Origin of the sequence: Terriglobus albidus, from assembly GCF_025685425.1 — a bacterium.
Taxonomy (GTDB): domain Bacteria; phylum Acidobacteriota; class Terriglobia; order Terriglobales; family Acidobacteriaceae; genus Terriglobus; species Terriglobus albidus.
The window spans coordinates 23,565-47,702 of record NZ_JAGTAS010000051.1 but is presented as its reverse complement, the minus strand read 5'-3'; the positions used below and the strand labels follow the sequence as shown (position 1 = coordinate 47,702).

The following is a 24,138-nucleotide window of genomic DNA, read 5'->3' as shown; positions in this document are numbered from 1 at the left end:
GGGCAGGCTTCGTATCGGTCAGTTTAATACTGGATGATGTGTGGGGTTGGGTAGGTCAATGTGCCGTCGCTGCGCTGGACCCAGAGGAACAGTCGCTTCTTCCCGTTGATGGTTGAGCCGACGATGGTGCCCGAGCCCCAGAAGCCTTCTCCGTCGGTGCGCGAGATGTCCACGTGATGACTGTGGATCTCACCTACCGGTGAGTACTGCGTCCAGTCCTCGGTGAACCGCTTCAGGGGATAGCCGCTGTATTTGCCGGGATTCGCCTTCCAGTTCTCGTCGTTGACGTAGACGCCATATGCGGTGTCGAAGTCTTTCTTCTCGATTGCGGTCAGAAAGCGGTCGACCTTGTGTTCGGCGGGAAGGTTCGAGAAGAACCAGCCATGTCCGGCGATGAAGCCGGCGACAAAGAGGATGGCCAAAAGTAACACCAGCACCCCTGCCGCGATCAGCAGGGCTGTCTTGCGCCTCTCTCTTTGCTCATCGTAGACCGGTGCATCCATCAATCCGCTCATGGCTCAAATCCCTTTCCTCTCACTAGATTAGACACCCGCGGGGCAAAATTGTTCACTCCGGAAGAATCTGCAGCAGGTGGTGGCCCATGTGGGCGATATAGTCCTCGATCAGGAAGCCAAGAGTCCAGGCACGGTCCGGGGTGATCCACTCATGGCGCAGGTGCGGCTTCTGGATGTGCGCGATGACGTGCACGAGATGCCGGTTGAGTCCTTCCCAGAGATTCAAGAGATCTTTCCAGGGACGTTCGTCATAGTGCTGCACGGCGACCCACTCGGTCTGCTTGTAGCCAGGCAGATGAATCTCGGGATCGATCTGCAGGCGGACGAAACGTTGGTGGTTGTTGCAGGCGGAGTCGATCAGGTGTCCGATGATCTGGCGCGGCGACCACTTGCCTGGCCCGCGCGGCTGCTGCGACTCCAGATCGGTCATCTGCCGCAGACGCGGCAGGGCGCTGTCGAGAGCCTGGGCAAGGTCGTCAGCCAGCCTTTCCGGCTCCAGCAGCACGACATCGGTGGGGGGCGTGTAGGTGGACATGGTTAGAAGGCTCCTTCCATCAGCTCGCAGGCGGTGTCGTTAAGGTATACCGAGACGACATCGAAGCGAATGGCGATGCTATCGCGTACCTTGTCTGGGAAATGCCGTACGTAGGCCGATGCCAGGCGGCGCAGCATTCGTTGTTTGGCGTCATCGACGGCGAACTCCGCCGGTACCAGGTCGCGCTTGCTGCGTGTCTTTACCTCGATGAAGCAGAGTATCGGTCCTTGCCAGGCGATGAGGTCCACGTCGCCGCCGGGAACACCGGCCCAGCGCCACCGCCGGGCTACGACGGTATAACCGTGCCGCCGCAGATGCCAGAAGGCAGCGTCTTCGCCACGTTCACCAACACGGAGATGCTTCGGTTGTGAGGGCCGGCGGCCCAGCGCCGTGGCAAGCCGTTCCATCCAGAGCAACGTCCGTTGTTGAAGTGCGGGCATCGTGTGAAATCATAAGGTACCGCCGATGCCTACCTCCCGGAAATTTACGGCCCAGATCATCGTGTGTTTTGCCTGCATTTATCTGATCTGGGGATCGACGTTTCTGGCGATTCATTATGCGGTAATCGATCTGGCGCCGCCGATCATCAGCGGCCTGCGGTACTTCCTGTCGGCGCCGTTCATCTTTCTGCTGTGCCGCTTCAACAAGCAATCGATCCGGATTACTTCAAGCGAGGTGTGGCGCTGTGGAATCCTGGGCGCAATCTTGCTGGTGGGCAATAACTGCCTGCTGGTATGGGCGGAGAAAACGGTCGACTCCGGTTTTGCCGCCATGGTGCTGGCTGCGATTCCGATCTTTATCGCGCTACTGGATACGCTGGTGCCCGGCGGTGATGGGCTTACCCGGCGCGGTTGGGCGGGGTTGTTCCTTGGATTCGCCGGCTTGATGACGCTGCTATGGCCGACTGTCCGTCACATCTCGTTCAGTGGTACGGGTAAGGTCTTCGGTAGTGTGTTGTTGTTGGGGGCGGCGTTGAGCTGGGCGATCGGCTCGGTGATGTCGAAGCGGTTCAAGATGCAGCGGGATCCCATGGTGCTGGCCGGTTGGCAACTGCTGCTTGGCGGTGGATTGAACCTGTTGATTGCTACAGGAATGGGTTCATGGGCAGAGGCTCGGTGGACGCGGCCCGCGGTGTTAGGGCTGGCGTATCTGACGGTCTTTGGAGCGCTGATCGGATTTACGGCGTATGTGTGGCTGCTGCATCACGTCTCGGTGGCGAAGGTGGCGACGTATGCGTATGTGAATCCGATTGTGGCGTCGATCCTGGGGATCTGGCTGCTGCATGAGGGGATGGGTGTGTATGAGTGGACGGGGATGTTCGTGATTCTGGCTGCTGTGGCGCTGGTGAATCTGTCGAAGGTGAAGAAGACGGCGTAGTAGGCGGAGTTGGGAAATTCGGCGCGGTGGTAGAGAAGCAGATTTCTTCGTTCCCGTTGGTCACTACGAAATGACAAACAAAAAGCGGTTTGCGCGTAGCGCGAATGTTTTGCTTAAGGGCACGGCCTTCAGCCGTCCCCTTAGACACGACATTCGCACCTGCTGTGCGAAACGGGATGCGCTGTGCGGGTGGGCAACGACAGTAGCGTCACACGCTGCCTCAATCTGTAAAGGATCTTTGGAGACATCGGCCGATCAAGGCGAAGGAATAGCCAACGTGGCTATCCCTGACGATAAACGCGAGCTTTTGGTTTATTTACGCTTCCAGCGGACGCCGTCTTTTGAGTCTTCGATGATGATGCCCTTTTCCAGGAGCTCGTTGCGGATGGCGTCGGCGCGGGCGAAGTTGCGTTGTTTCTTGGCCAGTGTGCGTTCGGCGACCAGCTTGTCTACCTCTTCGTCGCTGAGCGACATGGTGGCGAGCAGCTCGGGAGATGCCTGGTCGAGCTTGCCTTCCTTTTCTGCCCAAGCGAGCGCGGCCTTGGTCAGCTCGGCGTCGCGGTCGGTGAGGACGGCGAAGATGCCGTCGAAGGAGGCGAGTACGGCTTCGATCTCCGGGACATTGCCGGCGAGCAGCTTGCCGCTATCCATGGCGGAGTTGGCGGCGCGGATCAGGTCAAAGACTGCGGCACGGGCTACCGCGGTGTTCAGATCGTCGGCCATCGCTGCGGCAAAGCCTTCAGCGGCCTTCTTCGTAGCGGCCGAGATCTCTTCGTTGATGCCTTCGGCGAAGGTTCCCTTGCGCAGGCGATCGACGAAGGTGCGCAGGCGGTCGATGGCATTGGTCGATTCCGTCAGGCCATCAAAGGTGAAGTTCATCTGGTTGCGGTAGGGGACGCTCAGCAGCAGGAAGCGAATGGCCGAGGCGCGATAGCCCTTCAGCAAGAGGTCGCGCAGAGTGAAGAAGTTTCCTTCACTCTTGGACATCTTCTTGCCTTCCACCAGAAGGAAACGGACGTGCATCCAGTGCTGGGCGAAGGGCTTGCCGGTGGCGGCCTCGCTCTGGGCTATTTCGTTTTCATGGTGGGGGAACATCAGGTCTTCGCCGCCAGCGTGCAGGTCGAGAGTTTCGCCAAGGTACTTCATCGCCATGGCCGAACACTCAATGTGCCAGCCTGGGCGGCCGCAGCCGATGGCCGTATTCCACTGCGCTTCGCCCGGCTTCGGCGCCTTCCAAAGAGCGAAGTCGCGGGCGGCGTCCTTCTCGTACTCGTCGACATCGACACGGGCACCGTCTTCGATGCCGTCAAAGTCTTTTTTCGAAAGCTTGCCGTAGGCCGGGAAGCGGGCGATGCGGAAGTACCAGCTTCCGTCCTCAGTCTTGTAGGCGATGTCTTCGCTGGCCAGCTTCTCGATCAGCGAGACCATCTCCGGAATGTTCTCGGTGGCTTTGGCCACGAACTCCGGCTTCTCGATGCCAAGAGCTTCCAGGTCTTCAAAGAAGGCCTGAGTGTACTTGGCGGTGTAGTCCTGGATGGGCATCTGCGCGGCGGCGGCGTTGCGGATGATCTTGTCGTCGACGTCCGTCACGTTCATGACGTGCTCGACCTTCATGCCCGACTGGCGGGCGAAGCGGCGCAGCGCGTCGACGTGCAGGAAGGTGCGGAAGTTGCCGATGTGTCCGTAGTCATACACCGTGGGTCCGCAGGCATACATCCGCAGGGTGTTGTCCCGCTGGGGCATCAGGGGCTCAACGGTGGTGGTCAGAGTATTAAAGAGCTTGATCTCAGGCATTCCGGAGGGCACTTTCCTTGTAGATTCTACCCGTCCGGTCAACGGATGTCTTAACCAAGGCGCAACTGCGGTACGGCGTTCAGATCGTCCGAGGCGAAGAGTCCGGCGGCGAACTTGGGCCAGGCGGCAGCAGCGATCATGGCGGCATTGTCGGTGGCAAGCGCGAGCGACGGGAAGGCGATCTGGAGGTGACGGGTTGCGGCTTCGGCTGACATCCGCTCGCGCAGCGCACGGTTAGCGGCGACACCGCCGGAGACGATGATGCTGCCGGCGCCGAACTCCTCAGCCGCACGCATGGTCTGTTTGACCAGATAGCCGGCAACGGCCTTCTGGAATGAGGCGATCAAATCCAGGGTTTCGCGATCGCAGAGAGCAAGGGCAACTTCGCGGCGGTTCCCTTCTACCTGCATCAGGGCATTGTGGCGGGCGGCGGCACGCTCACGCATGCTGTGCAGCTCGGTATAGCGCAGGACGGCGGTTTTGATGCCGCTGAAGGAGAAGTCGAACTCGCCGCCGCGCGAGGCTCCGTCGCGGTGCAGCTTGGGCTTGATGCCGCCGAGCTTGAACTCCACGGCATTAGGATCGCCGTGGCTGGCGAGGAAGTCCATCAGCGGGCCTCCGGGGTAGCCCAGGCCGAGCAGCTTGGCGCTCTTATCGTAGGCTTCGCCGGCGGCGTCATCGATGGTGCGGCCGACGTTGCGGTAGTTCCACAGGCCGTCGCGCTCTTCGGCGAGGTAGAGATGCGTATGTCCGCCGGAGACGACCAGAGCGAGGACGGGAACGCCAGAGGCAAGGGAGAGGGTCTCCTTCGCCTCCATCAGGACGGCATGGATGTGGCCTTCGAGATGATTCACCGCGATGAGCGGCGTGCCGAGACCGTAGGCCAGCGCTTTGGCGTAGGTGATGCCGACCAGGAGCGCTCCGGCGAGTCCGGGACCTTCGGTGACGGCGACGGCATCGAGATCGGCGAGCGTGATGCCGGCTTCGGCGACGGCGGTGCGGACGACCGGGACGATGTTGGTGAGGTGTTCGCGCGAGGCAAGCTCCGGCACGACGCCGCCGTAGAGGGCGTGGGTGGCGATCTGTGAGGCGACGACATTGGAGAGCACTTCGCTGCCGCTGCGGACGACGGCGGCTGCCGTCTCATCGCAGGAGCTCTCAATGCCAAGAATCAGACCGGAAGCCATCTCTTTATTGTAGATAGCTTGTCGGTTGAGGGCTGTTCTCGTCCTGCTTAAGGGCATGGCTTGTAGCCGTGCCGTATAAAGTGGTTGTAATGCGCGGCTTAAGCCGCTGAGGCCTCTGTGTCGGGTGCCCTCAGGGGCTGAAGCCCCATAGTTTTGCGCCTTTGACGGCACGTGCCCTTAACTACCCCAGCCAGCAGAGCTGGCTGGGGTCCCCTTAAGCAAAAACGCAATGCAAATGAGAGGGGACCGGTTTCATCCTAAGCGGAAGACGATGCAGGAACCCAAGTTTCAGGCCGCTCTTCAGATTGCCCAGGCTCTTCATACTGCCGGGCACCAGGCGTACTTTGCCGGTGGATGTGTGCGCGATCTGCTGCTGGGGGTCTCGCCGAAGGATTATGACGTGGCCACCTCGGCGACGCCGCAACAGGTACAGGCCATCTTTCCGAAGACCGTTGCGGTTGGGGCGCACTTCGGGGTGATCCTGGTGTTGCAGCCGGGACCGGAGTATCCCGGGCCGGAAGCAGCGGATATTGCCACCGAGGTTGCTACCTTCCGTAATGACGGTTCCTACTCGGATGGACGTAGACCCGACCAGGTGACCTTTTCGACTTCGCCGCAGGAGGATGTCCGGCGGAGAGACTTCACTATCAACGGCATGTTGCTCGATCCGGCGAAGTTTGTGAATGGAGCTACGGCTGAGGAGGCAACGCTCGACTTCGTCGGTGGCCGTGAAGATTTGCGTGCGCATGTGGTGCGCGCTGTTGGTGATGCCCGGCGGCGTTTTACGGAAGACAAGCTGCGCATGTTGCGGGCGGTGCGCTTCGCTGCACGGCTGGGTTACAGCATTGAGCTGTCGACGCATGCGGCGATTCGTGAGCTAGCGCCGCAGATTCATCAGGTCTCGCCGGAGCGTGTGCGCGATGAGTTGACACGCATGCTGACCCAGGGGAATGCCGATGTCGCGTTGAAGCTGCTGGACGAGACCGGTCTGCTGACCCAGGTATTGCCGGAAGCGAAGAAGCTGCAGGGTGTGGAGCAGCCGCCGCAATATCACCCGGAGGGCGATGTGTGGGTGCATACGCTGCTTTTGCTCAAGAGGCTTCCACCCATGCCGCCGGCAACACTGGCGTGGGGAGCGTTGCTGCACGATATCGGCAAACCCGCGACCTTTCGCCGTGCTCCCGACCGCATTCGTTTTGATGGCCATGTGGAGGTAGGCGAACGGATCGCCGTAGAGATCCTGAACCGGCTGCGTTTCTCCAATGAGGAGAAGGAGCAGATCCTGGCGCTGATTCACAATCACATGAGGTTTGCGGATGTGATGCATATGAAGCAGTCGACGCTGAAGCGCTTCCTGCGTATGCCTCGCTTTGAGGAGCATCTGGAACTTCACTATCTGGATGCGTCTTCGGCGAGCGGCAACCTGGAGCTCTACGAGTTTGCGAAGAGGCACTACGAAGAGACGCCGGAAGACGAGATCAAGCCGGCTCTGCTGGTGAATGGCAGAACACTGATTGATGCCGGCTACAAACCAGGTCCGAAATTTACGGAGATGTTGCGGGCGGCGGAAGATGCACAGCTCGAAGGGCAGATTCACTCCACGGAAGAAGGGCTGGCGTTGGTGATGGCAGAGTTTGGTCCGCCGCAATAAGGGTATCCATATTCGAGCTTCGCTCGAATCGTTGGGAGCCCGCTGCTCCCAACGAAAAGCGCATGGAGATGCGAATCACATTCCGATAATTCCAAGAGCCTGAGATTTATTTATGCAAGTCGTAGAAGCTCATTTCCTCCGCAACCGCGCACAGTGTTCGGGTGTCTTTCCGGATGTAGCCTTCCATCACATCATGCGTCGTCTTCTGCTTGTCCCCGCCTTTGCTGTCACGCTTCATGCTGCTGTGCTTGGCCACATGCAGCCTGCCGAACCTCTTACGGAGGCGCGGATTCATACGCTTCCAGCCGGGGAGCAGCCGGTGTGGCTGGACTATCTCGCACGCTCGCAGAAACAGCGTCTGGCTGATAAGGCTGCGTTGGCCGCGGAGGTCAAAGCTGCGGGACTGACGGAGTCGATTCACTCCAAGGCGGGCCATGGAGCCAATTCCATGCCGTTGAATCGCGAGGCAGGATTTTATAGCTCGGCCGAGGCACATACCATCGCGGAAAACATCGTCAGCTTCCAGACTCCTGCCGGGGGATGGAGCAAGAACATCGAGGTCGATAAACATCACCGCCAGCCTGGCGAGGACTACGCCCCGGACAACACCTCGCAGCATCTTGCTCCTGACGATGCGGACAGGCCGATGGAGCCGACGTGGAACTATGTCGGCACGCTGGACAACGATGCCACCACAAGCGAGATCCGTTTTCTTGCCCTGGTGCTACCGCATGCGTCGGCTGCTGATCGTACTCGCTACCAGCAGTCCATCGAACGCGGCATCCGCTACATCCTGAGTGCGCAGTATCCCAACGGCGGTTGGCCTCAGGTCTGGCCGCTGGAGGGCGGGTACCACGATGCCATCACTTTCAATGACAACGCGATGATCAACGCCATCGAGACATTGAACCTGGCCGTGACCGATCCGCACTACGGTTTTCTTCCGGCCACTCTGCGGCAGCAGGCCGCGCAGGCGATCGCGCATGGATTGGAGTGCATCCTGAAGTCGCAGGTGACGATCGGCGGCCGGCTCACCATCTGGCCGCAGCAGGTTGATGCGCTGACGCTGGCGCCGGCGGGTGCACGCAACTACGAAATGATCTCGCTCTCGAGCTCGGAGTCGGCGGCGCTGGTGAACTACCTGATGACCCTGCCTTCACCTTCGCCCGCGGTGGTACGGTCTGTCTATGCTGCCTCTGCCTGGTTTCAGCAGCACGCGATCTCCGGCTACATCTACACCGGTGGGAAGGAGACTCCCGGCGGCCGGCGTCTCTTTGAAAAGGCCGGAGCGCCGCCGTTGTGGTCGCGCTACTATTCCCTCGATCGGGAGAACCCGATCTTTGGCGATCGTGACCGGACGATCCACGATGATCTGCTCGAAATCTCTGACGAGCGCCGCAATGGATATGGCTGGTACAACACCGCTGCGAACCAGACACTGGTAGCCTTTGCATCATGGAAGCAAAAGCATCCGATGCCGCAGGTAAACCACTAGGCGAGACGCAACATCCAGCTAGTGTGGAGACTGACGTACTGATCATTGGCGCCGGAATGGCGGGGCTTACCGCGGCCCGCACCCTGGCGGAGGCCGGCGTGCAGGTGATGTTGCTGGAGGCTGCGTCGCGTGCTGGCGGCCGCATCCTGACGGTACGCGAAAGCGACGAGGTCGTCGAGCTGGGGGCGGAGTTTATCCACGGCAAGGCGCCCGAGCTTTGGCGGTTGATCGAAGAGGCTGGCCTGGAGACCTATGAGATCGACGGCGATAACTACAGCTTCGAAGACAATCACCTTCGCAAGAACGATGAGGTTGGCGAAGGGTTCACCTTCCTGGAGAAGTGCGAAGACTGGCAACAGCCGGATCTCTCGTTCGCAGCATTCCTCGAGCAGCATCCGCAGCTCGACGAGGGGACGCGCAGGCATCTCATCAACTTTGTAGAGGGCTTCAACGCTGCCGACCATCACAAGATCTCGGTGGTGTCGCTCGGTATCCAGCAGAAGGCCGAAGGGCAGATCGAAGGCGAGCGCGCTTTCCGGGTTCGTGCCGGGTACGATCTGTTGCCGCAGCACCAGCTCGATCGCGCTCGTGCTGCGGGTGCGAAGCTTTCTCTGAATACGAAGGTCGAGAGTGTGGGCTGGAACTACCATCGGGTCCGTGTGCAGGCATTGCAGGATGGCCGTTCTGTGCATTTTCTTGCACGGCGCGTGATCGTGGCGGTCCCGCTGGGCGTGCTGCAGGCGGGACGTATTGCTTTTTCGCCGAGTCCTCCGGCGTTACGGCACGCACACGGGCTGTGTATGGGGCAGGCGCGCCGCTTCACGCTCGTCTTCCGCGATCGCTTCTGGGCTACTGATACGGAGCTGGAGAAGCTGAGCTTTCTCTTCGCCTTTGACGGAATGCCACCGGTCTGGTGGACGCCACATCCGGCGTCGAGCTGTACTTTGACCGGATGGGTCGGCGGTCCGCGCTCGCAACAGATGGCGGGATTGACGGAAGCGAAACTTGCGGAGCTTGCCTGTGTGCAGCTTGCCACGATCTTCTCGCGGCCGGTGGAGCAGATTCGCTCGCAACTGCTGCAATGCCGGACCCATGACTGGCATGACGATCCCCTCGCTGCCGGGGCATATAGCTATGTCGCGGTGGGTGGAGCAGAGTCCTCCCGCCTTATGAGTGAGCCTGCGGAGGGAACACTCTTTTTTGCCGGCGAGCATACAGATACTACCGGGCATTGGGGGACGGTCCATGCCGCGATGCGCAGCGGCCTGCGTGCGGCACAGCAGGTACTCGAGGATCGTCAAAGCGCTGACTAAGCTGCGTGTTGCTGATCGTTATCGCGATGGAGGCACTTCGGCAGTAGCTGGTTGACACGCTCCTGTAGCGCCAGGGCATCGAAGGGAGCGCGTACCTTCATGTCATTGTCGAAGTAGACATAGACATCGCGCTGCGGCCTCTTGGGTGCTTGCTCCGCACAGGCAAAGCGGCCGTTGTGGGATTCCTGTCCTGTCGCCCAGCGCACCACCCGGTCGGCCCATTGCGCGATGGCTTTCTCTTCGTAGCCGCTGGCGTATAACTGTTCGGAGCCATGCAGGCGGCAATAGACAAAGTCGCTGGTGACGTCCATCAGCAGCGGCCACTCGACCGTGTCGGCGACGACGAGGCCGATGTTGTGTCTGCGGAGCAGATCGACGAACTCGGGTACCGCGAAGCTTTCGTGACGAATCTCGATGCAGTGGCGAAGCGGCATCTTTGCCGTTCCTCGCGGAGCCTGGGTTACGGCTCGTCCCTGCAGCCGGGGCCCATGGAAGCAGGCCAGCTTTGCGGCCTGACCCAGGGTGCGCGGCAAAATCCTGAAGAAGCTGTCGAAACGATCCCGATCAAATGGGAGCTGTGGTGGGAACTGCCAGAGAATGGGTCCCAGTTTGCGGCCAAGTGCGAGCATTCCCTGGGCGAAGAAGTTTGCCAGCGCATCTTCAACGTCGCGCAGCTTCTTCATGTGGGTGATGAAGCGAGATCCTTTGATCGAAAAGACGAAGTCGTCCGGGGTCTCGGCGGCCCACTGCAGGAAGTGGTTTGGACGTTGCAGCGAATAGTGGGTGCCATTGATCTCGATGGAGCGGAAACGTTCGGCGGCAAACGCCAGCTCGCGCCGCTGTACCAGCTTCGGTGGATAAAAAACTCCGCGCCAGCCGGCGTACCTCCAGCCCGAGATGCCGATTCTTATGTCACCAGTCATGCGAAGCTCTCCAGCAGGCTAGATGCGCAATTAAGATGAGTGGCTGCCCGCCCTCTTTGCGACGGTCTTTGGTGTGAATACCACCAACCTAAGATCGGTATCATCCAAAGGAGTATGCCTGCCAAGCGCCTGCTCAATACCGAAGCCGTTCTGCCTCTCGACACTACAATCCAACTGGACGGCGCCCCGGTGCTCGCTGCGACGGGCGAGTTGCTGGTGGAGCGTATCAACCATGCGCTTCCGGACCGCAAGTTGGCACAGGTCTGCTATCACCACTCGATGGGGCCGATCGAGACCTGTGATACCTGCTTGGTTGAAGTTAATGGCAAGCTGGTGCGCGCCTGCGCAACGCCGGTTACTCCGGGGATGGAGGTCGCTACCCGTTCTCAGCGCGCGGACGCGGCACAGCGAGATGCCTTCGATCGCATTCTGCACAATCATGATCTTTATTGCACGGTCTGCGACAACTCCAATCACAACTGCACGGTGCACAACACGGCGATGAACCTGGATGTAAAGCACCAGGTTCGGGAGTTCGAGCACAAGCCCTATCCGCAGGACCACTCCAATCCGTTCTATCGTTACGATCCATCGCAATGCATTCTCTGCGGGCGCTGTGTTGAGGCGTGCCAGAACGTGCAGGTGAACGAGACGCTGACCATCAACTGGGAGTCGGAGCATCCGCGGGTTCTTTGGGATGGCGGAACGCAGATCGCCGGCTCGTCGTGCGTCTCCTGCGGACACTGTGTGACGGTGTGTCCGTGCAATGCACTGATGGAGAAATCCATGCTCGGCCGCGCCGGATATCTGACAGCGCTTCCGCAGCCGGTGCTGAACGGCATGATTGCCGCGGTGAAGGCGGTGGAACCTGCGACTGGATTCCCGCCCATTATGGCGATCTCGAACGGAGAGGCTGCCGCGCGCGAGCTGCGGAACAAACGCACGAAGACGGTTTGCACCTACTGCGGTGTCGGCTGCAGCTTCGATGTCTGGACACAGGGACGTCACATCCTGAAGATCGAGCCGGCAGATGGGCCGGCGAATGGTATCTCGACCTGTGTGAAGGGAAAGTTCGGCTGGGACTTCGTGAACTCGAAGGAGCGGATCCGTCATCCCATGGTCCGCGATGAGAAGACCAACGAGCTTCGCAAGACGACATGGAAAGAGGCTCTGGACCTGATCGAGCAGCGATTCAAACAGATCAAGCAGAATCATGGACCGGATGCCTTCGCGTTTATTGCATCCTCGAAGTGCACCAACGAAGAGAGCTACCTGATGCAGAAGCTGGCGCGTCAGGTGATCGGCACGAATAACATCGACAACTGCTCGCGCTACTGTCAGACCCCGGCAACCATGGGCCTGAGCCGCACCGTCGGTTACGGAGGAGATGCGGGATCGATTGCTGATATCGAGCAGGCTGAGCTTGTGATTATCGTCGGTTCGAATACCTGTGAGTCGCATCCAGTGTTGGCGACGCGTATTAAACGGAGCCAGAAGCATCGCGGGCAGAAGGTGATTGTTGCCGACCTTCGCCGGCACGAGATGGCAGAGCGTGCCGATCTCTTCCTGCATCCCAAGCCGTCGACCGATCCGATCTGGATCAATGCCGTTGCGAACTACATCCTGCAACAGGGATGGCATAAGCAGGAGTTCATCGACCGGTGGGTCGACAACTTCGATGCGCAACGTGAGTCGCTGGCGCAGTACACGCTGGAGTTTGCAGAACAGCGCACCGGCATTGCACAGGAGACCCTGATCCAGGTTGCCAACTGGATCGCACAGTCAAAGACGGTCTGCATTCTGTGGGCGATGGGGGTGACGCAGCACTGCGGCGGGTCCGATACCTCCACAGCCATCTCGAATCTGCTGCTGTTGACCGGCAATTACATGCGTCCGGCTACCGGAGCATATCCGTTGCGTGGACATAACAATGTGCAGGGCGCCTCTGATTTCGGGTCCATGCCAAACGTATACTCCGGCTATCAAAAGGTGGCCGACGAACAGGTACGCGCCAAGTTTGAAGCGGCCTGGCAGTGCACACTGCCGACAAAGGATGGCCTGGATAATCACGAGATGATCCGTGCCATTCACGATGGCACGTTGAAGTGTCTTTACCTCAAAGGCGAAGACACTATTACCTCCGATGCCAACGCCAACGATGTCAAGGTGGCACTCGAGCAGGTTGAGTTTCTGGTGGTGCAGGATATCTCTCTGTCAGAGACAGCGAAGTTCGCCGACGTGGTGTTGCCGGCATCGCCTTCGCTGGAGAAAGAAGGTACCTTCACCAATACCGAACGCCGTATTCAGCGGCTCTATCGGGCAATCAAGCCGCTTGGATTTTCGAAACCGGATTGGGAGATCATCCAACTGATCGCGAACCGTATGGGCGGCAAGTGGAAGTATAAGCATCCGTCGGAGGTGATGGATGAGGTTGCGGCGTTGACACCTCTCTTTGCCGGTGTGAGTTATGAGCGGCTTGAGGGATACAAGTCCCTACAATGGCCGGTGGCTAAGGACGGCACTGATTCGCCCTATCTCTTCAAGGACGGGTTCCCTTTCCCAGATGGCAAAGCGCGCTTCCATCCGGTGAATTGGGTTGAGCCGAGTGAAGAGCAGCGTGATGGCGAGTTCACGTTGCATCTGAACAATGGCCGCCTGCTGGAACACTTCGAGCAGGGAGCGATGACGTACCAGTCTGAGGGAATTCGCGCGCTGACACCGACGAACTTTGTAGAAGTCTCGCCGGAGCTGGCGGCGGAACATGGATTATCGGATGGCACGCTGGTCGAGTTGCGCAGCCCCTACGGCAACGCAAGGGTGCCTGTGGTGGTGACCAGCCGTGTTCAGGGACGTGAGCTTTATATGCCGCTGAACTCTGTCGATCAACCCGTCAATCGGCTGACCGGTGCTCACGTCGACCGTGCGACGCATACGCCGGCGTACAAGGAGCTTTCGGTCAGCCTGACGAAGCTTGGGGAGCAGAGGCCGAATCCGTTGCCGCCTGGAAATTTCCGTCATGGACATCGCACGCCGCAGCCGGGTGTCGAGGTGGAGCGCAAATGGGCCCGGCCGGATTACACGTTGCCGGGAAGCACGCTGGTTCAGATTAAGACGACTACGGTGTAGCGGTGTGGTGGCAACAATTCGAGATAGCGATTCGAGCGAAGCTCGAATCGGGTGGGAGCCGTGGACTTTCAGCCCACGGTTTATCGGCTCAATATCGAAATGGGCTTTTAGCCCTGGGCTCTTTCTGTCCGTCGAAAGAAGGCCCAGGCTAAAAGCCCATTTATTTTTTTAATCCTTTATCAGCGGGCTGAAGCCCGCTGCTCCCACCCGGTTCGCGCGTAGCGCGAATCTCCCACATCTCGGCTATGCCGAGATATGGGGCACCCGGCCTCTTAAAGGCGGAATTTCCAGCGCGTTTCCATTGGTTGCTGCGCGGCGTAAATACCTACAGGACCTGAGCAGAGGTACGCAACGATGCAAGCTGCACCGGCCAGCAGGCCGGTGTGTGGTCCGAAGAGTTCAATCGCCATGATCAGGCCGGCGATGGGTGTGTTTGCCGCCGCCGCGAAGACTGCTGCAAAGCCCATGGCTGCAAGCGCGCCGGTGCTGAGGGGAATTACCGCGGAGATGGCGCTGCCGGCGGCTGCGCCGATGAAGAAGAGCGGTGTGACTTCGCCGCCTTTAAAGCCGGCCCCCAGAGTCAATGCTGTAAGGCCGAGTTTTGCTGCCCATACCCACCATGGTTGCTGCCCGGCGAAGGAGGCAATGATCGAGGGTATGCCGAGCCCGGCGAACTGCCACGCATGCAGGCTCCAGATCAGCAGGGCTACCAGGGCACCGCCTGCAAGCGGCCGGAACGGCGGATAAGCAAACATCCTCTTGAACCATGCAGTCAGGCCATGTTCGAGCATGGAGAAGAGCCGTGCGATCGTCCCGAAGACCATGCCCGCCAGTGCCGCCCATACCCAGCTCATGAGCTGGAGCGATGGCTGAGCGCCTACGGGATACTGCGTGTGGTGAACTCCGATCAGGCGTACGGTCAGATCACCTGCAAAAGAGGCGATGAGGCACGGGCCTATTCCTTCGAGGACGGAGGACCAGCCTACCCAGCCCACAGCCAACACCTCGACGCCGAAGATGGCGCCTGCCCATGGCGTTCCAAAGACGCCGCCAAAGCCACCGGCGATACCGGCCATCAGCACGGCACGGCGCATCTGATGCTCGGTGAACAGCTCGGCAAGCCATTCCGCCAACGACGCGCCCATCTGCACGGCAGTGCCTTCGCGGCCTGCGCTGCCGCCGAAGAGATGCGTCAGCACGGTGCCGAGTAGCACCAGCGGTGCCATACGCAACGGTACTGTCTCCTGAGGGTCGTGGATCTCTTCGAGCAGGAGATTGTTGCCGCCGGCGGCACGGCCTCCGTAGCGCCAGTACACCCAGCCCACGGCGAAGCCGGAGAGCGGTAGCAGCGCCAGCAGCCAGCGATGATGCTCGCGTGTAGTATTGGCCCAATTCAGCGCGGCGATCAGAAGCGCCGATGCGGCGCCGGCGACAATACCGATGCCGGCAGATAACAGAATCGAAGGGAATAGTTTTTTTTCAGCCGATTGACGAACTCGGGACACACGATCTCCTACGGGTCGTTCTCGTAGGAGTCATCAGCTCCCCGGACTTATCGTCCGGGGGCGGTTTCAGGCGGAACCCCATCGCCTTGCAGCTTATTGAAAGCCTCGATTTAGAGCATTTTCCCTGTTGCTGGGTAGCCCGAAAAAAGTACAAGCGGAGCTTTCATTGCCTACTCTACACCTATAGGGAAATGCTCTACTGACGTGGAGCGAAGTATCCCTTACGGGCGCGCACCTTATATCGAGGATCGAGAGCCTGTAGATAAATTGTACGAAACGATCCGTCTGCCTTGAAGTCCGAAGGTACGTATTCCAGCGAATACTGGCTGCGCAGCTCTTCTTCAATGGAGCGGAATCCGTTGGCGACCTCTTCGATGCGTGTTGGGTAGAAGGCTCGTCCGCCGGTTGCCTCGCTGATGGCCTTCAGGATGTCGTCGCCCTTGTCCTTGGTGGGGCTCACGTTGGTGCTGATGCCGTAGACCATGGTCTCGGCGCGCTGGCACATCTTGATGGCGTCGGTCATGAGCGCGTGGCTGTAGTTGTCATCGCCGTCGGTGACCATGATGATGGCTTTGCGATATCCGGAACCCTGCATCAGCATCTGATCGCGGCAAGTGGTGTACAGCGCATCAAATAACGCGGTACCGCCGCCGGGACGAAGCTTGTGAATACCCTGGTTCAACAGGTCGACGTTGTTGCTAAAGCCCTGCTCGAGGTCGATCTGCACATCGAAGCCTTCCACGAAGGCCATATCCTGGCGATGCAACACCTGTAGCAGAAACTCGACGGCCGCCTGCTGCTCGAACTCGAAGCGTTGGCGGATGGAGCTTGACGTGTCCAGCATGATGCCGACACGCAACGGGAGATTGGTCTGCTGCGTGAAGCGGATGACGCGCTCCGGGCGCTTTCCGTCGTCGAGAAGGCCGAAGTCCTGTTGCCGCAGGCCGGTGATGAACTTCCCCTTCTTGTCCGTGACGGTAAAGATCTGGTTAACTTCGCGAGCACCGATACCTTTGATGGTGGTTACATCAAGCGGCGACTCCTGACCCGGTTGGCCGGGCAGCACAGGTTGCGGTTGCGCAGGCTGTTGCAGCGTAGGCTGTTGCTGCGCAGGCTGTTGCTGGGCCTGTTGGGGCGCCGGGGTCTGTTGCTGGGCCGCGGTCTGTTGCTGCGGTTGCGGCGTTTGCTGTTGGGCCTGCTGCGTCGGCTGTGTGGGGGTGGGAGAAGGCTGCTGAGCGGCGATAAAGGCGCAGCAGGCGAGCAAAAGAAACGCAATCGAAGTACCGCGTTGAATATTTTTGAACATCGTCGGAGTCACTGGCCCAAATTCTACCGGAGACCTACCAGATTGGACGCTGAAACACGCCAATATGTCTGCCTGTAGTCCTGTTACGGGCTTTTTGCCTTAAGAGCATTTTTCCTGTTGCTGGGTATCCCGGAAGAGGAGCGCAGTGGCGTTTTCATTGTGGAAAAACGCCCATAGATGCCAAAGCCCTATACAACACCTACAGGAAAAATGCTCTAGCGGCTTTTTACCCGCTCCTTCACGATATTCAAGATATTTACCAGCTCGGCAGGCAACTCCGCCGTGAGCTCCAGCTTTTTCCTGGTGGAAGGATGAGAGAAGTGCAGCTTCCAGGCGTGCAGGAAATTCCGTTCGAGCGGAATCCGCTCTTCCCCATCACGCAAAGAGCCAGAAGCGCCGTAGAGCGTGTCGCCGACGACGGGATGTCCAAGTGCTTGCAGGTGGACACGAATCTGGTGGGTGCGTCCGGTTTCGATTTTGACTTCGACCAGGGTGAACTTGCCGTAGCGGCCTTCGATACGCTCCACGACCTTGATGTGACTGACGGCGGCTCTTCCGTCGGGACGCTGGGTGGTCATGCGGGTGCGGTGTACCAGGTCACGGGCGATCGGCAAGTCGAGCATGACCGCATCTTTCTTGAGCCAGCCCTGCACGAGTGCCAGGTAGGTCTTATCCAGTTTGCGGTCGACGAAGAGCTGGGCCAGCTTGCGATGCATGACGTCGTTCTTCGCAACGACGATCAGGCCGCTGGTCATCTTATCGAGACGGTGGACGATGCCGGGGCGCTCCTCGCCGCCGACGCCGCTCAGCTTACCAAAGTGGCCAAGCAGAGCGTTCACCAGCGTGCCGCGGTTGCGAGCGTCATCGGTAGCGCCTGCCCCGGCGTGGACCATCATGCCGGCAGGCTTGTCGATGACGGCGATGTCTTTGTCTTCATAGACGATGGTGAGCGGGATATCTTCGGCAAAGGCGCGCAGCGGCTCCGGCCGGGGTTCGCCTTCGATGGAGATCTGATCGCCGCCCTTGAGCTTAAGACTGCTCTTGGCCCTTTGGCCATTGACGGAGATCTGGCCATTATCGGCAAGAAGCTGGATGCGCGAGCGTGAGATATCCGGAATGGCTTTGGCGAGATATGCATCCAGGCGCATGCCGTTTGCGGCTGCATCGGCGGCGAAGCTGCGAACGCCATCTTCTGCTTCCAGGTCTTCTTCTTCGAGTTGTGGAATCACGCGTTCCGCGATGGGAATCTCGTGCTCTGGAGCAAGGACATGTTCAGGGTCGATGCCTTCTTCCAGACCGGCGGCGCGCGCGGCATCGCGGGCGATGCGGTAGTCATGCTTGACGGTGCGGCGGCGCTGACCTTTGGGCAGCATGTGCTTAGAGGGCATGCGCGTTCTCCTTATTAATAGGCCACTTCAGCCAGAAGGCTGCCGCTGCAAGCATGACAACGACCATGACGACCTGGTCCGGATCGAGGCCGAAGGGCGTTGCGATCTCAAAGATGGTCTCCATGCGGTAGCAGTCCACCCAGAAGCGTGCGACGGCGGCAAGCCCAAGGGCAAGGCCGAAGACCTCTCCCTCCTGTCCACGTCGTGGAAGAAACCACAGCAGCGTGAAGAAGATCAGCAGCGATGCAAGCGCCGCATAGAGTGCCACCGGATGCAGGCCAACGTGAGCGAAGACACCTTGGCCGCGCTGCAGGCGCCCCGGAAGGCTCAAAGTAGCAAGACCGATGTCGTCGCCGGAGAAGAAATCGCCGAGATGTACAAAGACCAGAAGCAAGGTTGCGCAGATGCCCGCGGCGTCGAGTGTCTTCAGTATCGGCATGCCGTTACGGCGCATGTACAACAGGCAGATCAGACCGGTGAGCAGTAGGCCAAGGGTGCTGACGGTGGGCAGCGCGAGAACGATTGCCGGCGATTGCAGAAAGACCTTCCAGTTCACCAGCACCAGCTCCAGGCGCGAGAGCACGAAGACCGTGATGACGGCGAAAAAGCCGAGATCCCAGAACTTTTCAGGATCGACACCTGAGCGGCGAGCAACACGCTGCCCCAGCGCCAGGGCCGCAATGATGCCAATGGCCGCGCACGCGCCGCGCGTCGGCAGACCGAACTTTCCCCACCGAAACAGCCACGGGTGCATGCTTAACAGTTTAATGCAGTGCGAACATGGGCGTTCCCAGGAGAGACAGGAAAGAGACGTTTGCCGCTTAAAAAATGAAAACCGACCCACGTGGCCGTGCAGCGAAGCGCCGGTGAACCCGTCCTAAGACGTTCGGAGATCAGCCGTGGCTCTTTAGGCTTTCCGGACTGGCGGACTTAGCGCACCGAGCCATATATACGAGCCGAACCCCTGGTTCAATGAATGTTGGTTCAACCAGCGTAGATCGCCGCACCTGCTTAGCAGGCCGGTCTCATTCTTGGATGCTATCGCCCGGCCCGCCTGTTGGCAAGTTGACTAACAGTGGAGAACTCTGCTCCAGGTTTTATGGAAATTTCTCTTGCCCGCTCGCATGGGCGGCGTTAGAACAGACACTTCACGAAAGTAAGAGACTTTCCCAACTCAACCGGGTCGCACGAAGACCCGGGTTCCCCACGTCTGTTGCCAAAACAATTTCGTAGAGGTCCATGGCATTGAAGAAACTTCTGTCTCGATTCATCGCTGTCTTTGTGTGTCTATTTGCCGCGGCTCATCTTGCGGCTCAGGACAAACTCGTTATTTCTCAGGTATACGGCGGAGGTGGAGGTTCAACGGCGACCGTTCCCTATAAGAGTGACTTCATTGAGATTTTCAATGCGGGCACCACGTCTGTGGATTTGAGCTCGTATACCGTCTTCTATGGTTCAGCTTCGAATGCAAACTGGAGTTCCTCGAAAACCCTGGCTTCGACGCTTGCGCCCGGTCAGTTCTATCTCGTTGCAGGTAGCTCGGGATCTGGTGTCGCGAATCTCCCGACACCGGATGCATCGAATTCCAGCATTACCATTTCGCAAAGTGCCGGTAAGGTAGCCCTTGCGAAATCTACGTCCATTACCGGCTGCAGCGATTCAAATATCGTCGACCTGCTCGGATTTGGTACGGCAACCTGCTACGAAGGCAGTGTCGGCCCCACTCTGACGAACATGACGGCCGCAATTCGCAGCAATCTTTGTTCAGACAGCAATAACAACGGATCCGACTTTGCAGCGGGTACTCCCAATCCCAGGAATACGGCTACGACTCCGACCCCATGTGTGACTGGTACGCCTACGAGTCCGACGGCATCGTCTGCCGCGTCGCCGAGTTCTGCTGTGTCTGGTTTAACATCCGTCACGCTCTCAGTCACGGTAACTCCGGGAACGAACCCAACTTCAACGGGGATCTCCGTCGCGGCTGATTTGTCCTCGATTGGCGGGAATGCAAATCAGGTATTTGCCCTCTCTTCCGGAACCACGTACGCTTTCACGATCACGCCTACTGTCACTGCCAGCGGTAGCTTTTCGCTGCCGATTACGATTACAGACGCGCAGACACGGACCGGGACAAGCTCCATAAGCCTAAGTGTGCAAATACCTGCACCGCACCTTGCAATTCACACCGTGCAAGGAAGCAAGCCACTGAATGTGACAGCGGCCTCTCCATATGCTGGGCAGAACGTAGAGGTAACAGGTGTTGTGATCGGCGTGGGGAGCGCAGGCTTCTTCATCCAGGCACAGGATTCGGACGCCGACAGTGATCCATCTACTCCTGAAGGTATCTACGTGTACACAGGGTCAGGAAAAGTTCCTGCAGAGGCGGTTATTGGAAACCTTGTCTCAGTCACGGGCACCGTTGCGATCTATCCGGCAGTGACGGATAGCCATACTCCAGCATCGGAGTTGACGTCTTCGACGACCACGTTGGTCTCGTCCGGAGTGAATCTGCCAACGGCAATCACGCTGACAGCTTCCATGCTGACACCGAGCGGCGGTATTTATCAGATGGCTCGCTATGAGGGTATGCGTATCTCTATCCCGACACTGAATGCGGTTACCGGGACAGATGGCAGTATTACTGAAGCGTCAGCGACGGTAAGCTCGAATGGCCAGTTCTATGCGGTGCTTCCGGACTATCCGCGCCCGTTCCGTGAGGCGGGAATCGACATTCGTGATGCTGCCGTGCCGAATACTCCAGCAAATGTTGCTCATTTCGATGACAATCCCGAGCGTCTGCTGATGGATTCGAAGTTCCTGGGAGGCAGCGTGATCAACCTCGAGACCGGCACGGTGGTCAGCAATGTGACCGGTATTGTCGATATGACGTACAGCTCGGATTCGTACTACGATCCGGCGCGCATTCTTATCGATAAGAGCTATACGCCGTCGCTCACGGCTCCATCGAAGACCTATACTGTCTCGGCGCAGGGCGCTAGTGAGTTCACGGTGGCCACGTACAACGTCGAGCGCATGTTCAATTCGGATTCTAGCGACAACAAGTACTACGATCCGGTCTCGCAGTCGGTGAAGACCTCGTCGGCTGTGAATCTGAGCTCCACCGCTTTCGATAAGCGCATCACCAAGATCGCGATGGGCATCCTGCAGAACCTGAAGGCGCCCGATATCGTCGGTCTGGAAGAGATTGAAAACCAGGGCGTGGCCCAGGCAATTGCGGCGAAGACCTCGACATTGGCTTCCACTCTGAACATGGCGGACCCCGGCTATATCGGCTATGGTGTCTCGGCGAGTGCCGGCACTTATACCTCTGACATAGGCGGTATCTCTACCGGCTTCCTGGTGAAAGCGAGCAAGGTCCATGTGACCAGCACGCAGCAGATAGGGCAGAACGAGACCTTCCAGAGCCCGGTCGATAACTCCACCACTGCGCTGAATGATCGTCCGGCATTTGTGCTGAAGGCGGGCATCAGCCGTGGCACGGGCGTGAAGGATTACCCGGTGACGGTGATCGTCAATCATCTGCGCTCGCTCTCAGGCATCTCGGATGCGAGCAACTACACCCGCTATAAGAAAGAGCTGCAGGCCGAGTCGCTGGCGAAGATCATTCAGGCAGCGCAGGTGAACGGGGAGCACGTGATCTCGGTAGGCGACTACAACGCCTTCGAGTTCTCCGATGGATACACGGACACGCTGGGAACGGTGACCGGACGCATTCTTCCCTCGGACCAGGTCGTGCAGCCCGGTACAGCGATTACGAATCCGCAGGCAACGGATCTGATCACGTTGCGTCCTGCCGCGGAGCGCTGGACGTACAGCGAGTTCGGCAGCGCGCAGGTGCTCGACCATATTGTTGCGACGCAGGAACTGGTGGGCGGAGCCCGCGTTGAAGTTGCTCACATCAACGCCGATCAGCCGCTGATGAACTATGCCGACGGCACGACTGCTTTCCGTGCGTCGGATCACGATCCTGTCAACGGCTACTTCACGCTGCCCTCTCCGGTACTCAGCGGTACCATCACGCCGAGTTCGGTGAGCTTCGGAGCAATCAACCTTGGGGCGACATCGGCTGGGCAGAATCTCGTTCTCACCAATACGGGTGAGTCGATGTTGCTGGTGACCAGCGGAACCATCACCGGCGACTTTGCCTACTCCACGACCTGCAACACCACAGGCGCCGCCATCAACAGCACCTGCGGTGTGAACGTGACCTTTACACCCACGGGGATTGGAACGCGTACCGGAACATTGACGTTGAAGACCAATGGAGGGCAGACCTTCACAATTCAGCTCAGCGGCGCCGGCACGGATTTCAGCTCTTCGGGAACGTCGGGGACCTCTGTCTCACTTACTGTTTCGGCAGGTGATACCGCAACGCTGCCGCTGACCTTTACCGCAATGGGTGGGTTCAGCGGAACCGTCAGCATTAGCTGTGCGCTAACGAAACCTGCTCCGGGCGTGGTGTGCAACACGCCTGCTAACTTCACGCTGACCGGCACCACGACTCAGAACGTGACCTTCAGCACCACGACGCGCAATGTGGCGAGCGGCGTGGCGAGCGGCTCACGCTCAGGGATCGGAATGGCTCTAAGCATTGCATTTGGCGCCGTAATGATGCTGCTTGCCGGACGCACGCGCCGTTTCGCGCGGCAGGCTGGTCTGTTGCTGGTGTTGCTCGGCATCAGCTTTACTGCCATGGGATGCGGTGATAACAAGCCGTCCACCAACCCTCTTGGAACACCCGCAGGGGCTTACACCTATACGGTGACCTCAACCAGTGGCTCGCTTTCACACTCGGTTGTTGTAACTCTCAACGTGCAATAACAAAACGCATTAAACAAGAAGTCCCAGAAAAAGGTGCGCCGGAAAGGCGCACCTTTCTACTTTTCAGATGAGGAAAAATTCCTTTCTTCACCGTAGGCAAGCGTCACCGGGCTCATGTACTATTCCCGCTCAAACTGCTTCCCGGAGGGATGCGCTTCTGACCCCGCAACGCCATCTCCGCTGCTACTTCCCCGTCTATGCACTTCCCGGCATGGGTCCATTCCCCTATGGCGCCATGCAGGCTATCCGTGATGCCGGCTATGAAGGCGTACAGTTTCACGATCCACTTCACGGACCTGAGCTCGAACAGGCGCTAAATCTTGGCCTCGGAGCAGCCGGCACGGGTCATATTAATCACGCACGTGACGCCATTCGTCTCGCCTCAGAGGCACGATTGGCCGGTCTGGAAAGTGTTACGGTCGGTCTCGGCACAGGCCTGGAAGAGGACGATGTGGCGGTGCGTCTGATTGAAGCTGTGCTGAACGCCTCTGCCAAGTACAGTGTGCCGATCTATGTGGAAACGCGGCGCGCGACGCTCTTTCAGGATATGTGGCGAGCCGTGACATTTCACCGCCGCTTCCCGACGCTGGAGTTCAATGGAGACTTCTCGCACTGGTATACCGGCCAGGAGATGGTCTTTGGTGGTTTTGAGGAGAAGGTCGCGTTTCTGCAGCATCTTCTCAGCAGTGTGCGTTTCCTGCATGGCCGCATTGGAGATTCTGAGACGATGCAGGTCGATCTTGGAAGCGGCGACATTGATATCCATCCCGGCATTGCCCACTTCCGCGCCCTCTGGAGACGCGTGTTTCGAGGCTTCCTGACATCAGAGACAACGCGTCAGCCCTTCCTGACGTTTGCTCCGGAGCTGTTGCCCCCGCGAAGCATCGCCGGCGAGGGGCGTGAGGAGTTCGACCGCTGGCAGCAATCGCTGCTGCTCTGCCGCATTGCGAAGGAGTGCTTCCAGGAATCGGTGCTGGAGCTTGGCCGGCCTTCGGCTGATGCCGTGAAGCGTGTGCGACGTACGGCGTAGTGACGCGGCGGCGCGAGTTGAAGCAAGTCGGATTTTCGTCAAAATTATTGAGTGGGGAAGTGGTAGGAGCAGCGGGCTTCAGCCGCTGATAAAGGATTAAAGTAAATGGGCTTTCTCTGCCCATCGGAACGAAGCCCCAGGGCTAAAG

17 protein-coding genes and 1 riboswitch are annotated in these 24,138 nt (G+C 59.1%); of the genes, 7 read left to right on the top strand and 10 right to left on the bottom strand.

All coding sequences use genetic code 11. From position 1 onward, the window contains the following. Nucleotides 1-23: 23 nt before the first annotated feature. Genes OHL21_RS10600 through OHL21_RS10590 form a run of 3 tightly spaced genes read right to left on the bottom strand, consistent with a single transcriptional unit; the run spans nucleotide 24 to nucleotide 1,490 of the window. Nucleotides 24-515, bottom strand: a complete 492-nt coding sequence (locus tag OHL21_RS10600; protein WP_263417243.1) for a hypothetical protein — start codon at nucleotides 513-515, stop codon at nucleotides 24-26. A gap of 52 nt (nucleotides 516-567) precedes the next feature. Next, nucleotides 568-1,050, bottom strand: a complete 483-nt coding sequence (locus OHL21_RS10595; protein ID WP_263417242.1) for a DinB family protein — start codon at nucleotides 1,048-1,050, stop codon at nucleotides 568-570. 2 nt (nucleotides 1,051-1,052) lie between these two features. Continuing rightward, a complete protein-coding gene (locus tag OHL21_RS10590; RefSeq protein WP_263417241.1) occupies nucleotides 1,053-1,490 on the bottom strand; it encodes a YraN family protein in 438 nt (145 codons plus the stop codon). A 25-nt stretch (nucleotides 1,491-1,515) separates the two neighbouring features. On the opposite strand from OHL21_RS10590, the gene OHL21_RS10585 reads away from it, so the two are divergent. Beyond that, nucleotides 1,516-2,427 carry an EamA family transporter gene (locus OHL21_RS10585; RefSeq protein ID WP_263417240.1) on the top strand — a complete coding sequence of 304 codons (912 nt, stop codon included), beginning with the start codon at nucleotides 1,516-1,518 and terminating at the stop codon, nucleotides 2,425-2,427. A gap of 312 nt (nucleotides 2,428-2,739) precedes the next feature. On the opposite strand, the gene cysS is transcribed toward OHL21_RS10585, so the two are convergent. Both cysS and tsaD read right to left on the bottom strand, forming a co-directional pair. Next, nucleotides 2,740-4,221 carry a cysteine--tRNA ligase gene (gene cysS, locus OHL21_RS10580; RefSeq protein ID WP_263417239.1) on the bottom strand — a complete coding sequence of 494 codons (1,482 nt, stop codon included), beginning with the start codon at nucleotides 4,219-4,221 and terminating at the stop codon, nucleotides 2,740-2,742. A 50-nt stretch (nucleotides 4,222-4,271) separates the two neighbouring features. After that, nucleotides 4,272-5,408, bottom strand: a complete 1,137-nt coding sequence (gene tsaD, locus OHL21_RS10575; protein ID WP_263417238.1) for a tRNA (adenosine(37)-N6)-threonylcarbamoyltransferase complex transferase subunit TsaD — start codon at nucleotides 5,406-5,408, stop codon at nucleotides 4,272-4,274. Between the two features lie 271 nt (nucleotides 5,409-5,679). On the opposite strand from tsaD, the gene OHL21_RS10570 reads away from it, so the two are divergent. The 3 genes from OHL21_RS10570 (at nucleotide 5,680) to OHL21_RS10560 (ending at nucleotide 9,867) form a co-directional block, all read left to right on the top strand. Beyond that, on the top strand, nucleotides 5,680-7,059 hold the full coding sequence (locus OHL21_RS10570; RefSeq protein WP_263417237.1) for a CCA tRNA nucleotidyltransferase: 1,380 nt from the start codon (nucleotides 5,680-5,682) through the stop codon (nucleotides 7,057-7,059). Nucleotides 7,060-7,171: 112 nt separating this feature from the next. Continuing rightward, on the top strand, nucleotides 7,172-8,554 hold the full coding sequence (pelA, locus tag OHL21_RS10565; protein ID WP_263417236.1) for a pectate lyase: 1,383 nt from the start codon (nucleotides 7,172-7,174) through the stop codon (nucleotides 8,552-8,554). Further along, nucleotides 8,515-9,867 carry a flavin monoamine oxidase family protein gene (locus OHL21_RS10560; RefSeq protein ID WP_263417235.1) on the top strand — a complete coding sequence of 451 codons (1,353 nt, stop codon included), beginning with the start codon at nucleotides 8,515-8,517 and terminating at the stop codon, nucleotides 9,865-9,867. The genes pelA and OHL21_RS10560 overlap by 40 nt, the downstream gene beginning before the upstream one ends. Here OHL21_RS10560 and OHL21_RS10555 read toward each other — a convergent pair. After that, nucleotides 9,864-10,790, bottom strand: a complete 927-nt coding sequence (locus tag OHL21_RS10555) for a DUF72 domain-containing protein (protein WP_263417234.1) — start codon at nucleotides 10,788-10,790, stop codon at nucleotides 9,864-9,866. The genes OHL21_RS10560 and OHL21_RS10555 overlap by 4 nt on opposite strands. A 114-nt stretch (nucleotides 10,791-10,904) precedes the next feature. On the opposite strand from OHL21_RS10555, the gene fdhF reads away from it, so the two are divergent. Next, the gene (fdhF, locus tag OHL21_RS10550; protein WP_263417233.1) at nucleotides 10,905-13,916 is read left to right on the top strand and encodes a formate dehydrogenase subunit alpha; all 3,012 of its coding nucleotides are present in this window, start codon (nucleotides 10,905-10,907) and stop codon (nucleotides 13,914-13,916) included. A gap of 272 nt (nucleotides 13,917-14,188) precedes the next feature. On the opposite strand, the gene OHL21_RS10545 is transcribed toward fdhF, so the two are convergent. From OHL21_RS10545 to OHL21_RS10530, 4 genes are all read right to left on the bottom strand, one after another. After that, nucleotides 14,189-15,421 carry a chloride channel protein gene (locus OHL21_RS10545; RefSeq protein WP_263417232.1) on the bottom strand — a complete coding sequence of 411 codons (1,233 nt, stop codon included), beginning with the start codon at nucleotides 15,419-15,421 and terminating at the stop codon, nucleotides 14,189-14,191. A gap of 17 nt (nucleotides 15,422-15,438) precedes the next feature. After that, nucleotides 15,439-15,516, bottom strand: a riboswitch (Fluoride riboswitch). 101 nt (nucleotides 15,517-15,617) lie between these two features. Further along, the gene (locus OHL21_RS10540) at nucleotides 15,618-16,739 is read right to left on the bottom strand and encodes a VWA domain-containing protein (protein WP_263417231.1); all 1,122 of its coding nucleotides are present in this window, start codon (nucleotides 16,737-16,739) and stop codon (nucleotides 15,618-15,620) included. 203 nt (nucleotides 16,740-16,942) lie between these two features. Next, nucleotides 16,943-18,115, bottom strand: coding sequence for an RluA family pseudouridine synthase (locus OHL21_RS10535; RefSeq protein ID WP_263417230.1), 1,173 nt, complete (start codon nucleotides 18,113-18,115; stop codon nucleotides 16,943-16,945). Then, on the bottom strand, nucleotides 18,105-18,869 hold the full coding sequence (locus tag OHL21_RS10530) for a prolipoprotein diacylglyceryl transferase (RefSeq protein ID WP_263417229.1): 765 nt from the start codon (nucleotides 18,867-18,869) through the stop codon (nucleotides 18,105-18,107). The genes OHL21_RS10535 and OHL21_RS10530 overlap by 11 nt, the downstream gene beginning before the upstream one ends. Before the next feature lie 485 nt (nucleotides 18,870-19,354). Between OHL21_RS10530 and OHL21_RS10525 the strand changes: the two genes are divergently transcribed. Further along, nucleotides 19,355-22,960, top strand: coding sequence for a choice-of-anchor D domain-containing protein (locus OHL21_RS10525; RefSeq protein WP_263417228.1), 3,606 nt, complete (start codon nucleotides 19,355-19,357; stop codon nucleotides 22,958-22,960). A gap of 211 nt (nucleotides 22,961-23,171) precedes the next feature. Beyond that, nucleotides 23,172-23,990, top strand: a complete 819-nt coding sequence (locus OHL21_RS10520) for a sugar phosphate isomerase/epimerase family protein (RefSeq protein ID WP_263417227.1) — start codon at nucleotides 23,172-23,174, stop codon at nucleotides 23,988-23,990. Nucleotides 23,991-24,138 lie beyond the last annotated feature (148 nt).

Bases quoted from the DNA above. Each gene is read 5' to 3' on its own strand.
- fdhF (WP_263417233.1), top strand. From the start codon at position 10,905: ATGCCTGCCAAGCGCCTGCTCAATACCGAAGCCGTTCTGCCTCTCGAC.
- pelA (WP_263417236.1), top strand. From the start codon at position 7,172: ATGCAAGTCGTAGAAGCTCATTTCCTCCGCAACCGCGCACAGTGTTCG.
- OHL21_RS10520 (WP_263417227.1), top strand. From the start codon at position 23,172: ATGGGTCCATTCCCCTATGGCGCCATGCAGGCTATCCGTGATGCCGGC.
- cysS (WP_263417239.1), bottom strand. From the start codon at position 4,221: ATGCCTGAGATCAAGCTCTTTAATACTCTGACCACCACCGTTGAGCCC.
- OHL21_RS10560 (WP_263417235.1), top strand. From the start codon at position 8,515: ATGGAAGCAAAAGCATCCGATGCCGCAGGTAAACCACTAGGCGAGACG.
- OHL21_RS10530 (WP_263417229.1), bottom strand. From the start codon at position 18,869: ATGCACCCGTGGCTGTTTCGGTGGGGAAAGTTCGGTCTGCCGACGCGC.
- OHL21_RS10595 (WP_263417242.1), bottom strand. From the start codon at position 1,050: ATGTCCACCTACACGCCCCCCACCGATGTCGTGCTGCTGGAGCCGGAA.
- tsaD (WP_263417238.1), bottom strand. From the start codon at position 5,408: ATGGCTTCCGGTCTGATTCTTGGCATTGAGAGCTCCTGCGATGAGACG.
- OHL21_RS10585 (WP_263417240.1), top strand. From the start codon at position 1,516: ATGCCTACCTCCCGGAAATTTACGGCCCAGATCATCGTGTGTTTTGCC.
- OHL21_RS10555 (WP_263417234.1), bottom strand. From the start codon at position 10,790: ATGACTGGTGACATAAGAATCGGCATCTCGGGCTGGAGGTACGCCGGC.
- OHL21_RS10535 (WP_263417230.1), bottom strand. From the start codon at position 18,115: ATGCCCTCTAAGCACATGCTGCCCAAAGGTCAGCGCCGCCGCACCGTC.
- OHL21_RS10570 (WP_263417237.1), top strand. From the start codon at position 5,680: ATGCAGGAACCCAAGTTTCAGGCCGCTCTTCAGATTGCCCAGGCTCTT.
- OHL21_RS10525 (WP_263417228.1), top strand. From the start codon at position 19,355: ATGGCATTGAAGAAACTTCTGTCTCGATTCATCGCTGTCTTTGTGTGT.
- OHL21_RS10590 (WP_263417241.1), bottom strand. From the start codon at position 1,490: ATGCCCGCACTTCAACAACGGACGTTGCTCTGGATGGAACGGCTTGCC.
- OHL21_RS10600 (WP_263417243.1), bottom strand. From the start codon at position 515: ATGAGCGGATTGATGGATGCACCGGTCTACGATGAGCAAAGAGAGAGG.